The following is a 13,896-nucleotide window of genomic DNA, read 5'->3' on the forward strand; positions in this document are numbered from 1 at the left end:
CTCCGTCAGGCGGCAGCCGACACCGGCGCGGCCGCGCGATGCAGCAGGACCGGCACCGACTTCGACGTCGGCGTGTTGCACACGTCGCCGACGCTGTCGAGCGGCACCAGCGGGTTCGTTTCCGGGTAGTACGCGCCGATGCAGCCGCGCGGGATGTCGTATTCGACGAGCAGGAAGCCGTCCGCGCGCCGCTCGATGCCGTCGTGCCACACGGTTTCCATGTCGACCCAGTCGCCGGCCTTCAGGCCGAGCATCGCGAGGTCGTCGCGGTTGACGAACACCACGCGGCGCTGGCCGAACACGCCGCGATAGCGGTCGTCGAGCCCGTAGACGGTCGTGTTGTACTGGTCGTGCGAGCGCGTCGTCATCAGCGTCATCAGGCGCTCGCCATGCAGCGCGCGGGCGCGCTGGATCGGCGTGTCGGTCGGCAGCGCGTGCGCGATGAAGTTCGCCTTGCCCGTCGGCGTCAGCCATTCGCGGTCGCGCGACGCGACGCGCAGGTGGAAGCCGCCCGGCCGCGCGATGCGCGTGTTGTAGTCGTAGAAGCCGTCGACGGTCGCTTCGATCGCATCGCGGATCTTCGCGTAATCGTCCTTGTACGCGAGCCAGTCGATCTTGCCGTTGCCGAACAGCGCATGGCCCATGTGCGCGACGATCGCCGGCTCCGACATCAGGTTCGCGGAAGCCGGCTTGTTCATCCCGTACGACACGTGGACCATGCTCATCGAGTCCTCGACCGTCACGCCTTGCGGCACGTTGTCCTGCAGGTCGATCTCGGTGCGGCCGAGCGTCGGCAGGATCAGCGCGTCGCGGCCGTGGATCAGGTGGCTGCGGTTCAGCTTCGTCGTGATGTGCACGGAGAGATCGCAGCGGCGCATGCCTTCCCACGTGCGCGGCGTGTCGGGCGTCGCCATCGCGAAATTGCCGCCGAGGCCGATCAGCACCTTCACGTGGCCTTCAAGCATCCCTTCGATCGTCTCGACGACGTCGTAGCCGTGATGGCGCGGCGGCTCGAAGTCGAACACGTGGCCGAGCCGGTCGAGGAAGGCCTGCGACGGCTTTTCCTCGATGCCCACGGTGCGGTTGCCCTGCACGTTCGAGTGGCCGCGCACCGGGCACAGGCCCGCGCCGGGGCGGCCGATGTTGCCGCGCATCAGCATCAGGTTCGTCAGCATCTGCACGGTCGCGACCGAATGCTTGTGCTGCGTGATGCCCATCCCCCACGTCGCGATCACGCGCTCGCTGCGCGCATAGCGCTGCGCGAGGCCGTCGATCTGCTCGTACGGCACGCCGCTTTCGGCCGTCAGTGCCGACCAGCTTTCGTTGCGCAGGTCGTCGGCGAACGCGTCGAAGCCGGCCGTGTGCTCGTCGATGAACGCGGTGTCGAGCACACGCGGCGCACCGGTGGCGCGCGCGGCATCGTCGAGTTCGAGCACGCGCTTCGCCATCCCCTTGATCAGCGCGAAATCGCCGCCGATCGTCGGCTGGATGAACGTCGACGCGATTGGCGTGCCGGACATCGTCAGCATCTCGAGCGGGCTTTGCGGATCGGCGAAGCGTTCGAGGCCGCGTTCCTTCAGCGGGTTGATCGACACGATCGTCGCGCCGCGCTTCGCGCATTCGCGCAACTCGCCCATCATCCGCGGATGGTTGGTCGCCGGGTTCTGGCCGAAGATCAGCAGCAAGTCCGCGTGCTCGAAATCGTCGAGCGTGACGGTGCCCTTGCCGACGCCGACCGAGTCCGGCAGCCCGCGGCTCGTCGCTTCGTGGCACATGTTCGAGCAGTCGGGGAAGTTGTTCGTGCCGTACAGCCGCACCAGCAGCTGGTACAGGAACGCCGCCTCGTTGCTCGCGCGGCCCGACGTGTAGAACGCAGCCTGGTTCGGGTCCGGCAGCGCACGCAGGTGGCGCGCGATCAGCGCGAACGCGTCGTCCCAGGCGATCGGCACGTAGCGGTCGGTCTGCGTGTCGTACACCATCGGATCGGTCAGGCGGCCGTGCTGTTCCAGTTCGAAATCCGTCTGTTCGAGCAGTTCGGTGACCGTGTGCGCGGCGAAGAATTCGGGTGTGACGCGCTTGCTCGTCGCTTCGGCGGCCACGGCCTTCACGCCGTTCTCGCAGAATTCGAACGTCGATGCGTGCTGGCGGTCGGGCCACGCGCAGCCCGGGCAGTCGAAGCCGTCCGGCTGGTTCTGGCGCAGCAGCGTGCGGTAGTTGCCGCCGGTGACCTTTTCCTTGATCAGGTTGATCGCGACGGCTTTCAGCGCGCCCCAGCCGGCGGCCGGGTGGTGATACGGTTCGATGCGTGCGGCGGATTTCTTTTTCATGATGCAGTGATGCGTGTGTCGGGGTCGATGCGTGGAGAGTACGCGCGGCGCTCCGGCAGCTGTATGTACACCTTTCGTCTTCAAAAAAGAGTACAGTTGCGGCCATCCAGGCAGTGCGGGTCGTAACTGTGTTGTTGAAGGGGAGTTGAAAGGGAGGCGCGTGAAGCGTTACGAACAACTGGCCGACGATCTGCAGGCGCAGATCGAGCGCGGCGTGTACCAGCCCGGCGAGCGGATTCCGTCGGTGCGGCAGGCGAGCCGCCAGCAGCAGCTCAGCGTCACGACCGTGCTGCGCGCCTATCTCGTGCTGGAGAGCCGCGGCCTGATCGAGAGCCGGCCGCAGTCGGGCTACTTCGTGCGGGCGCGGGCCACGGCGCCGGCCGAGGCCGAGCTGCATGTGTCGGCGCCGGCCGCCGAGCCGTCGGCGGTGGACGTGAGCCGGCTCGTGCTGTCGACGCTGCGCTTGATCTCGCGCGACGACGCGGTGCCGCTCGGCTCGCCGTATCCCGACGCATCGCAGTTCCCGGTGCAGCGTCTTGCGCGCTACGCGCAGGCGATCGGGCGGCGCCGCACGCGCTGGGGCGTGATCGACGACCTGCCGCCCGGCAACCAGGAACTGATTCGCCAGATCGCGCGGCGCTATGCGGAGCGCGGGATCGCAGTCGAGCCGGGCGAGATCGTGATGACGATCGGCGCGACCGAGGCGATCAACCTGTGCCTGCAGGCCGTCGCGCGGCCGGGCGACACGATCGCCGTCGAGTCGCCGACGTTCTACGCGATGCTGCACGCGATCGAGCGGATGGGCATGCGTGCGCTGGAGGTGGCGACGCATCCGGGCAACGGCATCGATCTCGACGCGCTCGAACGGATTCTCGAGCGCGAGCGCATCGCCGCGTGCATGGTGATGCCGAATTTCCAGAACCCGCTCGGCTTCCAGATGCCCGATGCGCGCAAGCGCGCGCTCGTCGAGCTGCTCGCGAAGCACGGCGTGCCCGCGATCGAGAGCGACGTCTATCACGAGCTGCATTTCGGCGACACGGCGCCGAGTGCGCTGAAGTCGTACGACCGCGACGGGCTCGTGCTGCATTGCGCGTCGTTCACGAAGAGCCTGTCGCCGCGCTACCGGATCGGCTGGGCGATGCCGGGACGCTATCGCGACCAGGTCGAGAAGCTGAAATTCCTGAACACGCTCGCGACGCCCGCGATCGAGCAGCTCGCGATCGCCGAATACCTGAAGCACGACGGCTACGATTTCCATCTGCGGCGAATGCGCAAGCAGTATGCGCAGCAGGCGAACCTGATGAGCGCGATGGTGCGGCGTTTCTTCCCGGAAGGCACGCGGCTGTCGCAGCCGCAGGGCGGGTACGTGCTGTGGGTCGAGCTGCCGAAACAGGTCGATGCGATGAAGCTGTATGCGCTCGCGCTCGCGCAAGGGATCACGGTCGGGCCCGGCCACATGTTCTCGGCAAGCACCGATTACCGGCATTTCATCCGGCTCAACTACAGCTATCCGTGGTCGCGGCAGATCGAGGACGCGCTGAAGGTGCTGGGACGGCTCGCGTCCGAGTGCGCAGGGCGGTGAGCGGCGCCGCGTGCGCCGCGATGCGGGGTTGCGTGCGGCGGCCCGTTGCAGGCCGCCGCGGCATGCATTACCGCGCGTTCGGCGCCTGCAGTTCGGCTTGTGCCGCGCCGACCATCCGGCGCATGTCGAAGCCCGACGGGTGCTGATACACGCGCAGCCCGAACTCCGGCAGCACCGCGATCAGGTGATCGAACAGGTCGGCCTGGATCGTCTCGTAGTCGATCCAGGACGTCGTGTCGGTGAAGCAGTACAGTTCGAGCGGAATGCCTTCGGCCGTCAGCGGCAGCTGGCGCGCCATGCACGTCATGTCGCGGCGGATGCGCGGATGGCCCTTCAGGTAGTTCGCGACGTACGCGCGGAACGTGCCGAGATTCGTCAGCTGGCGGCGGTTCGCCGGGCATTCGCCGGCCGCGCCGAGCGTGCCGTTCCATTGCGCGATCGCGTCGACCTTGTCTTCCAGATAGTCCTTCAGCAGTGTCAGGCGTTCGAGCCGCTCGATCTCGTCGTTGTCGAGAAAGCGCACGCTCGTCGCATCGACGAACAGCGCGCGCTTGATGCGGCGCCCGCCGGCTTCGGTCATTCCGCGCCAGTTCTGGTAGCTCTCGGTAATCAGCTTCCAGGTCGGCACGGTGATGATCGTGTGATCGAAGTTCGCGACCTTGACCGTGTTCAGCGTGATGTCGATGACGGTGCCGTCCGCGCCGGCCGACGGCATCGTGATCCAGTCGCCGATCCGCAGCATGTCGTTCGACGATAGCTGCACGCCGGCGACGAGGCCGAGCAGCGTGTCCTTGAAGATCAGCATCAGCACCGCCGACAGCGCGCCGATGCCCGACAGCAGCAGGCCGATCTGCTTGCCGGTCGCGTCGCCGATCACGACGAGCGCGGCCGTGATGAACATCACGAGCTTGACGAGCTGCATCGGGCCTTTCAGCGACATGCGCGGCTGTTCGCGACGGCTCGTGCGATGCGTGTGTTCGAGCGCGGACAGCGTCGCGCTGATCGTCATCGACAACAGGAACACGATCAGCGCGAACAGCACCTTGTCGGCGACCTGCATGGCGACGGCCGGGATGCCGGGCACCGTGCCGAGCCCGAGCTTGATCACGACGAACGGCACGATGCGGTTCAGCCACTTGAATGCGCCGAACTCGAACAGCGCGTCGTCGATGCGGGTGGCCGACAGCCGCGCCAGGCGGGCGACCACGCGGAACAGCAGGAAATGGACGGCGGCCGTGATCGCGCCGGCGGCGGCAAGGAGGATGAGGATGCCGACGAGCGGCGAAAACCAGGATTCGTTCAGGGTCATAAGGGCAGGCAGGGTCCTTCTCGTGCGTTGAATCTGCGCCGCGATGCGGCGCGCGCCCGGTGAAGGGCACATGAAAGGGACCGTGATTGTGCCATCGGGTTCCGGCCGGATGCCGCGGATGCATGACGCACGGGTTCCCGAACATCCTCACCGTTGCATGGATATTCGTCGTGTTCATGCCGCGCAACACACTGTGCACTTGCCATGCAATGCCCGCTCGGGGCACGATGCGCGAACGGCTCCGCAAGCCACGGTTCCACGTCATTCAGGCCATCCACGCATTTCACGCATGCAAGATTTCAACGAAAGCCGGCCGTCACGCGTGCGGCTGCTGAAGGGCATTCTGCCGATCCGCCGCGCGTCGGCGATCCGCGACGTGTTCGCGGGCTTCTCGCTCGCGTCGATGGACATCCCGCAGGTGCTCGGCTATGCGCGCATCGCCGGCATGCCGGCCGTGTCGGGCCTCTATACCGTGTTCCTGCCGCTGATCGCGTTCGCATGCTTCGGCGCGTCGCGTCATCTGGTGGTCGCCGCCGACTCCGCGACCGCGACGATCTTCGCGAGCCGCCTGTCGTCGATGGCGCCGGCGGGCAGCGCCGAATACATGGCGCTGGCCGGCATGGTCGCGCTGCTGACCGCCGCGATGTTGCTGCTCGCGCGCATCTTCAAGCTCGGCTTTCTTGCCGATTTCCTGTCGCGCACGGTGCTGGTCGGTTTTCTCGCCGGCGTCGGCGTGCAGGTGTCGATCGCGATGCTCGGCGACATGCTCGGCTTGTCCGTGCCGTATCCGGCGTCGCGCAGCATCGCCCAGCTCGCCTACGTCGTCACGCATGCCGCCGACGCGCATCGGCCGACGCTCGCGCTCGCGGTGCTCGTCGTCGTCGCGATTCTCGCGTGCAAGCGCTTCCTGCCGCGCATGCCGATGCCGATGATCGCCGTGGCGGGCAGCATCGCCGCGAGTTATTCGTTCGGCTTCGCCGCGCATGGCATCGCGGTGCTCGGGCCCGTCGCGGGCGGCTTGCCGCCGCTGCGCTGGCCGTCCGTCACGTGGCAGCAGTTCCTCGATCTCGTGCCGGTCGCGGCGTCCTGCTTCGTGATGATCATCGCGCAGAGCGCGGCGGCTGCCCGCGTGTTCGCGCAGCAGTACGGCGAGGACGTCGATACCAATGCCGACATCCTCGGGCTTGCGGCCGCGAACGCGGCGGCGGCGGTGGGCGGCGCGTTCGTCGTCAACGGCAGCCCGACGCAGACCGCAATGGCCGACGGCGCAGGCGTGCGCAGCCAGATCGGGCATCTGGCGTTCGCCGCGGTCGTCGCGGTGGTGCTGCTGTTTTTCAGTTCGACGTTGCAATACCTGCCGCACGCGGTGCTGGCCGGCATCGTATTGACGATCGCGCTCGGGCTGATCAACGTGCGCAGCCTTGCCTCGATCCGCAAGGAAAGCCCCGGCGAATTCACGCTCGCGCTCGTCACCGCCGCGGCCGTCGTGACGGTCGGCGTCGAGCAGGGGATCCTGCTTGCCGTCGCGTTGTCGCTGATGCGGCACGTGCGCCACAGCTACCAGCCGCACACGATGGTGCTCGAAGCGGCCGAAGGCAGCGGACGGTGGCTGCCGGTGCCCGCGCGGCCCGGCGCGATGACGGCGCCGGGGCTGATCGTCTACCGCTTCGGCTCCGACCTGTTCTTCGCGAACGACCATCTGTTCGCCGCCGAAGTGACCGAGCTCGTCGATGCATCGCCGGTTCCGTTGCGCTGGTTCGTCGTCGATGCGGGCGCGATCACCGATCTCGATTACTCGGCCGCGCGGACGATCACCGATCTCGTCAACGCGCTGCACGCGCGCCGGATCGGCGTGCTGTTCGGGCGCGTGAACCGCTACCTGCACGCGGACATGGAGCGCCACCGGATCACGGAGATCGTCGGTGCGTCGTGCATCTTCCCGACGCTGCATCAGGCGCTGGAAGCGGCGGGCGTGACGCCGGCGCAACAGGAGCCGGGTGTCGTGTAGCGGGCACCTCCGGCATTCAGCGCGAGCCGGCTCGCGCAGCCCCCGTCGGCCGTCCGCCCGCGCCGCTCGACCACCGCGGCAGCCGCAGCGTCGTCACGAAGCTCGCCGCATGCAGCGCACACAGCAGGCCGAACGCCCATGCGTAGGCGCCGCCATGCGAGCCGCTCGTCGTGGCCGATTCGACCTGCAGCCGCCACGCGAGAAACAGCGTGCACATTGTCGTGAACGTCGGGCCGCCGAGGCGCTGGACGATATTGAGCGACGTCGTTGCCATCGGCAGGTTGCGCCGCTCGACCGACGCATACGCGGCGGAAATCGACGGGGCGCCGATCGCGCTCTGGCCCATCCCGCGCAGAAACAGCGCGGGCACCAGCACGTAGGGATCGTAGCCGGCCAGCGCGAGATACACGAACGGTAGCGTCGCGACGAGCGCGAGCATCGCGCCGGCGGCGGCCAGCCGGCGCACGCCGAAGCGGCTCGTCAGCGCGCCCATCGACGGATAGGTGACGAGCATGCCGAGCCCGAGCGGGGCCAGCAGCCAGCCCATCTCGCCGGGCGAGCGGCCGCACGCCTCGATCAGGAACACCGGGATCAGCATCTGGCCCGCGTAGATCGCGCCGTTCGACAGGAATTGCGTGGCGGCGGCCGCGCCGAACACGCGCGAGCGGAACAGCGCGAGATCGATCAGCGCATGCTCGCCCTGGCGTCGCTCGATGCGCAGGAAGGCAGCGAGCAGCAGTACCGAAACGGCGATTGCGGCGATACCGGGCACGGCGTTGATCCGCTCCGCGCCGTACAGGAACAGCACGAGCGCTGGCGACAGCAGCGCGAGGCCGATCCAGTCGAGCTCGCGCCGCTGCGTTTCCTCGCGGTCGCCGGGCAGGAACCACACGGCCAGCGCAAGCGCCAGCGCGCCGACCGGCAGGTTCACGAGAAAGAGCCAGCGCCACGATGCGTGCTGCAGGATCGCGCCGGCGATGACCGGGCCCAGGATCGGCGCGATCAGAACGGGCACCGCCGCGTAGCCGATCACGCGCGCCATCTGCTGACCGGCCACGCGCGCGATCATCATCTGCGCCATCGGCGCGAGCAGCCCGCCGCTGACGCCTTGCAGCACGCGGAACGCGATCAGCGATGGCGCGGACCACGCGAGCCCGCACAGCGCCGACGTCAGCGTGAACGCGGAGAAGCACCACAGGTACAGCGCTTTCGCACCGATGCGGTCGACCAGCCAGCCGTTCAGCGGCAACACCAGCGTGAGCGCGAGCAGGTAGCCGCTCGTCACCCACTGGATCGTCGACAGGCTCGCGTGCAGGTCGGTCGCGAGGCTTGACAGCGATACGTTGACGATCGTCGCGTCGAGCTGCGACAGAAGCGAGCCGAGCGTCGCGACCGCGCTGACCTTCCAGATCGACGGATCGCGCCGGCCGGCCGCATGGCCCGGCACCGGCCGGGCGTGCTTGTCGCTCAAGCGCCGCGCCGGTCGAGCAGCGCGAGAATCTCTTGCGTCGAACCCGTCTCGCCGAGACGCGGGAACAGCCGTTCGACGCTGTTCGTGTGCGCGTCCGCGTTGAGGTCGGTCATCGCGTCGACCGCGAGCGTCACGTTGTAGCCGAGCTCGTGCGCCTGGCGTGCGGTCGATTCGACGCCGATGCTGGTCGCGATGCCGGTCAGCACGATCTGCGTGACGCCGGCCGCCTTCAGGTGCGCGTCGAGATCGGTGGCGGTAAACGCGCCCCAGGTCTTCTTCGTCACGACGTGGTCGCCCGGCTGGCGGTCCAGTTCGGGGACGAGGTTGGCCCAGTCGGCCGGAAGGGCATCCAGACGCACTTGCTGCTGCGTACGGCCCGGTGCACCGCCGTCGACGTTGACGAGCACGACCGGCAGGCCGCGGCTGCGGAATGCGTCGAGCAGGTCGCGCGTGTGCTCGATCACCGGAGCGACCGGGTGGGAGGTGGGCAGTGCGACGATGCCTTTCTGCAGGTCGATGACGACGAGTGCCGTGTTCGTGTCGAGACGGGTTGTGCTCATGGTGTCGATGCTCCGTGAATTGGGCGAAGGAAAGGGTGCGCGCGCATGCCGCGCGGCACGCAGGCGGAGGTCATTGCTCGCCGATACGCCGGATCAGCGGAATCGCGGCAGCGAGCGTGCGGATTTCTTCAGGGTCGAGCTTCTCGATCGCGGCGCCGAGCCACTTGTGCTTCGCCGTGTCGCGCTTGCGCCGCGCTTCCAGGCCGGCCGCGGTCAGCAGGAACAGGATCTGGCGGCCGTCGGTCGGATGCGGCTCGCGTTCGACGAGACCGTCTTCCTCCAGGCTCGCGAGAATCGCCTTCATCGACTGCGGCTTCATTGCCTCCGCGCGGGCGAGATCGGCGGTCGTCATCGGACCCTGCCGTTCGAGCCGCGCGAGCGCGCTCGTCTGCGACATGCCGAGCCCCTCGGATTCGATTTCGGAGCGCAACCGGCGGATCAACTGGCCGACCGCGAGGGTCAGATCGGCGGCGACAGTGTCGGCGGGAATGCCGGGCATGCGTGGCGGTGTCATGCGGCGGATCATAGGATATGACAGTTAAACTTGCAAGTTTAGCTGTCGAATTGGGTGAAGGTTCGTGACACGCGGTGCGTCGGTGTGATCGGTATGAGCGGGTGAGCGGATGAGCGCGCGTTGGCACGCAACGACCGGTTTACCGGATGCGGCCGGTGTGCGGCGGGCCGCTACACGCGGCGCGGCGACGGAACCGGCACGACGTCGTTGTACTTCGGCGACGCATTTTCGTGCAGCAGGTCGCCGAGATATTGCGCGAGTTCGTCAGCTGCGAGCGCAGGCGGAATCTGCAGGTTGGCCGGCCGCCGCTTGCCTTCGGTGCCGAGATCGAACACGGCCCAGCGGCCGTTCGAGCGCATGACGGCCAGCAGGCGTCCGAACGCGTTGAAACGGTATTCGTCGTGCATGGCATCGCGCCTTCGTGGATGAACACGCCTGCCGCGTGCGCCGTGTTCCGAATCTATTGGATCGAGCAACTCAGCCAGCGATGGATCTTCAGCGCGTCGCTCGACACGCCGGCGCGCGTTGGTGCGCCGAGCAGCACGATCGTTTCGCGGCGGCCTTTGACACGCATGCGCATGACGACGCCGTGCCCCGATTCGTTGATGAAGCCGGTTTTCTGCAGCCGGATCGGCAACCGGCCGTAGCGGACGAGCGGATCGGAGTTCACGTACAGCAGTTCGTCGTCGCCGGCCTGCACGGTGGTCGACGTATCCGTCGAGAAGTAGCGGATCAGCGGATCCTGCGCGGCCGCGCCGACGAGCCGCGCGAGATCCTCGGCCGTCGACACGTTATGCGGCGACAGCCCGGTCGGTTCGCGGAAATGCGTATGGCGCATCCCGAGGCGGCGCGCTTCGCGGTTCATCGCCCTCACGAACGCGGTGCGGCCGCCCGGATAGTCGCGGCTCAGCGCGGCTGCCGCGCGATTTTCCGACGACATCAGCGCGATATGGAACATCTGGCGGCGCGACAGTTCGGCGCCGATCGGCAGCCGCGAACCGGTGAACTTGATCGTGTCGCGGTCGCGCGAGGTGACGCGCAGCACGCCGTTCAGCGGCCGGTCCGCGTCGCGCGCGACGACGGCGGTCATCAGCTTCGAGATCGACGCGATCGGCCGCACGGTGCGTGCGTTGCGGGCCAGCAGCGGCGTGCCCGAATCGACGTCGAGCACGTAGGCCGCGCGTGAGTGCAGCGCGCGCACCGCGCGCGGGCTGTAGCCGCAGCTCGCGAGCAGGCGCGGCTTCGCGGCGGGGTGCGGGCGAGCCGCGTTCGTGCGTTTCGCGCGCCGATGCTTGACGGCCTTGTTCTTGCGATGGGTGGGTTGCTTCTTGACGACTTTCGCATGCGCTTGCGGCGACGCTGTGCGATGCGGCTGCGCGCGCTGCGCGGACGACGCGTTCGTTGCGAACGCGAGTGTCAGGAACGAGAGGGCGATGATCAGGGTGGTCCGGGCGCGAGGCAGGCGCGCGATGAGGCCGGTCAAGCGAAAGTCTCCTTTTCACGCGCGCTGCGGCGGCGCGAAATGCGTGGGCGGTGAGCGGGTGCGGGAAATTATACGGTCGATCGCGTGGCGATGACGATGGATGCGCACGCAATGATGTGTGATGCCGGTGGAATTCCGCTGTTTTTTGCAGATGGCCGAAGGTGCGCGTTCGACGGAAGGTGCATGAGGAGCGGGCTCAGCGTGGCCAGTTCCGCCGCGACACGACTGCGAAGCTGATCGCGATCGAGCCCGTGACGGCGCGCGGCGGTGCATCGTCCACTGCGTCGCCGAAGCGAAAGCGGCGGCTGCGTCCGTCGACACGCGCGGCACGACGCTCGGGTGCCGACGCATCGGGCTCAATACCGCTTTCGCCGGCGAGCACCGTGTCGCACGAGATATCGGTCAGGCACTCGGCCGGATGATCAACGGACATGACAATGAATTCCATGAAGGGCATGTCCGTATTGAACGTCATGCCGTTCGATCAGTAAAATGAATGTTTCGATCGATATGATTCCTTTCAAGAATGGAATTGAAACTGCTGCGCACCTTCCTGACGGTCACGGAGCTCAGCCATTTCAGCCGCGCGGCCGACGCGCTGCACATGAGCCAGCCGGCGCTCAGCAAGCAGATCGGCGCGCTCGAGGCGAGCCTCGGCGGCAAGCTGTTCGAGCGCGGGCGGCATGGCGCGGAGTTGACGCCGTTCGGTGAACGCTTCCTGCCCGACGCGCAGGCGCTCGTGCGCGACGCCGACGAGATCCTCGCGCGGGCGCGAGAGGCGTCCAGCGGACAGCGCGGGCATCTGCGGCTCGGCATCTGCCTGTCCGTGCTGACGCTCGTGCCGAAACTCGTCGCGGAGTTCCGTCGCCGCAATCCGGGTATCGCGGTCACGCTGAGCGACCTGTCGTCGTCCGAACAGACACGCCGGCTGCGTGCCGGCAAGCTCGACGCCGGATTTCTGCGTCTGCCGTCCGATGAAGGGTTGGCGTCGTTCAAGGTGATCGACGAGGCGCTTGCGCTCGCGGTGCCGCCGCACCTCGGCTTCAAGCGCGTGCCCGCCGATCTCGACGTGCTCAACGAGATCGGCTTCATCGCGCTGCAGCGCGCACGCGGCCCCGGGCTCGCCGCGCAGATCGACCGGTGGTGCGTCGAGCGGCGCTTCGTGCCGCAGGTCACGCAGCAGGCGGAGGACGTGCAATCGGTGCTCACGTCGGTCGCGGCCGGGGTTGGCGTCGCGTTCATTCCGTCGGGCGCGCAGTACCTGCTGCGCGACGCGACTGTCCTGCCGCTCGACGGTCGGGACGCGAAATGGCGCGTCGGGCTCGCGTGGCTGTCCGGCCGCGACGATCCCGTGACCACGCGTTTCGTGTCGTTCATGCGCGCGGCAATCAAGGGCGCGTAACCGTGTAACCGCGTAGCCGCGTAGCCGCGTAGCCGCGGCGTATAGTGTCCGCGATTGCATCCTTCCCGAATGCCGGCCCGGCGCCGGCTCACGAACCCGAACCGATGACTCCAGACTCCGACGACTCCCCGCTCGATCCCGCACTCGTTGCGACGCTCGCGACGCTGAACGAAGCCGCGAGCGATCCGTCCGGCAAGGCGTGGTCGCTGCCGAAGATCGCGAAGCGCGCGCAATTGCCGATGAGTGTGTTGCGCCGCGTGCTGACGCGGCTCGACGCCGCCGGCCTGAGTGCGACGACGCTGAACGAGGACGGCACCGGCAGCGCCGCGTTGACCGAGGAGGGGCGCGCCGTGTGCGCGCAATTGTTCGGCGCGAACGACACCTGATGAAAAAACGGACCGCCACGAAGGCGGTCCGTCGTATTGCGGTTCGACACGCGGCGTCGGCCGCATCACCACCGCGCCGTCACGCCACCCATCACGGAGTGACGGTAGGTCTGGTCGTTCAGCCCGTGCCGGTAGCCGACGTCGAGATCGAGCCAGCGCTTCGGCGAGTAGATCGCACCCGCGATCACGAACGCCGGATGCGCACCGGCCGTGCTTTCGGTGTTGCGCGACAGACCGATGTCGGCCACGAACTGCACGTTGTCGGTCGCCTTGTAGAGCGCCGCGGCCGACACGGCCCAGACCGAGCGCAGGTCGCCCTGGCGATTCGGCTGGTAGGCGAGGCCCGCATTCGCGAGCAGCGAGACGCGCGCGACGTCGGCTTGCGCGAGCAGCGTCGCACCGGTGCCGACGCGGCCCGTGCCGAGCCCGCGATCGTCGTTGCCGGTCGGCATCGTCACTTTCGGTTTCAGCGCGAACGATAGCGGACCGCGTTCGGCGAAGCGCCATTTCATGCCGATCTCGACGTCGCCGATGCCGGCGCCGTTGTCGTCGGTCCGCATTTGCAGATGGGTATAAGGCGCGTTCACGTACAGATCGACATGTTCGCCGAAGCCGCGCGTGAGTGTCGCGTTCCACAGTTGATGGCGGCCGTTTTCGTCCTGTTTCGACGTTTCCTCGGCATTGAACTCGAGCTGCCAGTTTGCGTCGCCCTGCGTGCCCGTGTCGTCGCTGACGAGCGGATGGGCCGCGTACGCGTCCAGCGGTGCGAGGAGGGCGCTCGCAGCCGCGAGCGGAAGCATTCTTTTCATCAAGTCACCCATGATGCATCGTGGGCGGCCGGCCCGCGCGGGCCG

At 67.8% G+C, this 13,896-nt stretch carries 13 protein-coding genes; 4 read left to right on the top strand and 9 right to left on the bottom strand.

Annotation, left to right across the window (positions count from 1 at the left end):
* Nucleotides 1-5 precede the first annotated feature (5 nt).
* Nucleotides 6-2,327: an FdhF/YdeP family oxidoreductase gene (locus AC1Z3W_RS07935; RefSeq protein WP_483507399.1), complete on the bottom strand. Its 2,322-nt coding sequence runs from the start codon at nucleotides 2,325-2,327 to the stop codon at nucleotides 6-8.
* Nucleotides 2,328-2,487: 160 nt separating this feature from the next.
* Between AC1Z3W_RS07935 and AC1Z3W_RS07940 the strand changes: the two genes are divergently transcribed.
* A complete protein-coding gene (locus AC1Z3W_RS07940) occupies nucleotides 2,488-3,909 on the top strand; it encodes an aminotransferase-like domain-containing protein (protein WP_483507400.1) in 1,422 nt (473 codons plus the stop codon).
* A gap of 67 nt (nucleotides 3,910-3,976) precedes the next feature.
* On the opposite strand, the gene AC1Z3W_RS07945 is transcribed toward AC1Z3W_RS07940, so the two are convergent.
* Nucleotides 3,977-5,218, bottom strand: a complete 1,242-nt coding sequence (locus AC1Z3W_RS07945; RefSeq protein WP_057924937.1) for a mechanosensitive ion channel family protein — start codon at nucleotides 5,216-5,218, stop codon at nucleotides 3,977-3,979.
* A 289-nt stretch (nucleotides 5,219-5,507) separates the two neighbouring features.
* Here AC1Z3W_RS07945 and AC1Z3W_RS07950 point away from each other — a divergent pair, with 289 nt between their 5' ends.
* On the top strand, nucleotides 5,508-7,226 hold the full coding sequence (locus AC1Z3W_RS07950; protein WP_483507401.1) for a SulP family inorganic anion transporter: 1,719 nt from the start codon (nucleotides 5,508-5,510) through the stop codon (nucleotides 7,224-7,226).
* 16 nt (nucleotides 7,227-7,242) lie between these two features.
* On the opposite strand, the gene AC1Z3W_RS07955 is transcribed toward AC1Z3W_RS07950, so the two are convergent.
* The 6 genes from AC1Z3W_RS07955 to AC1Z3W_RS07980 form a co-directional block, all read right to left on the bottom strand.
* Nucleotides 7,243-8,697 carry a DHA2 family efflux MFS transporter permease subunit gene (locus AC1Z3W_RS07955; RefSeq protein WP_057924939.1) on the bottom strand — a complete coding sequence of 485 codons (1,455 nt, stop codon included), beginning with the start codon at nucleotides 8,695-8,697 and terminating at the stop codon, nucleotides 7,243-7,245.
* Nucleotides 8,694-9,257 carry an isochorismatase family protein gene (locus AC1Z3W_RS07960; RefSeq protein WP_483507402.1) on the bottom strand — a complete coding sequence of 188 codons (564 nt, stop codon included), beginning with the start codon at nucleotides 9,255-9,257 and terminating at the stop codon, nucleotides 8,694-8,696. Before AC1Z3W_RS07960 ends, AC1Z3W_RS07955 begins: the two co-directional genes overlap by 4 nt.
* Nucleotides 9,258-9,327: 70 nt before the next feature.
* Nucleotides 9,328-9,783, bottom strand: a complete 456-nt coding sequence (locus AC1Z3W_RS07965; RefSeq protein ID WP_057924941.1) for a MarR family winged helix-turn-helix transcriptional regulator — start codon at nucleotides 9,781-9,783, stop codon at nucleotides 9,328-9,330.
* Nucleotides 9,784-9,941: 158 nt separating this feature from the next.
* Entirely contained in the window at nucleotides 9,942-10,178 is a 237-nt protein-coding gene (locus AC1Z3W_RS07970; protein ID WP_483507403.1) for a DUF7661 family protein, read from the bottom strand.
* A gap of 53 nt (nucleotides 10,179-10,231) precedes the next feature.
* Nucleotides 10,232-11,254, bottom strand: a complete 1,023-nt coding sequence (locus AC1Z3W_RS07975; RefSeq protein ID WP_483507404.1) for a serine hydrolase — start codon at nucleotides 11,252-11,254, stop codon at nucleotides 10,232-10,234.
* Nucleotides 11,255-11,450: 196 nt separating this feature from the next.
* Nucleotides 11,451-11,687, bottom strand: coding sequence for a hypothetical protein (locus AC1Z3W_RS07980; RefSeq protein WP_483507405.1), 237 nt, complete (start codon nucleotides 11,685-11,687; stop codon nucleotides 11,451-11,453).
* Between the two features lie 93 nt (nucleotides 11,688-11,780).
* Between AC1Z3W_RS07980 and AC1Z3W_RS07985 the strand changes: the two genes are divergently transcribed.
* Nucleotides 11,781-12,656 (top strand): LysR family transcriptional regulator, encoded by an 876-nt coding sequence (locus AC1Z3W_RS07985; RefSeq protein WP_057924944.1) that lies wholly within the window; start codon nucleotides 11,781-11,783, stop codon nucleotides 12,654-12,656.
* Between the two features lie 104 nt (nucleotides 12,657-12,760).
* On the top strand, nucleotides 12,761-13,042 hold the full coding sequence (locus tag AC1Z3W_RS07990) for a transcriptional regulator (protein WP_124832246.1): 282 nt from the start codon (nucleotides 12,761-12,763) through the stop codon (nucleotides 13,040-13,042).
* Between the two features lie 65 nt (nucleotides 13,043-13,107).
* Here AC1Z3W_RS07990 and AC1Z3W_RS07995 read toward each other — a convergent pair whose 3' ends face one another.
* Entirely contained in the window at nucleotides 13,108-13,851 is a 744-nt protein-coding gene (locus tag AC1Z3W_RS07995) for a transporter (protein ID WP_124832245.1), read from the bottom strand.
* Nucleotides 13,852-13,896 lie beyond the last annotated feature (45 nt).

The organism is Burkholderia sp. 10_S31, assembly GCF_056930375.1.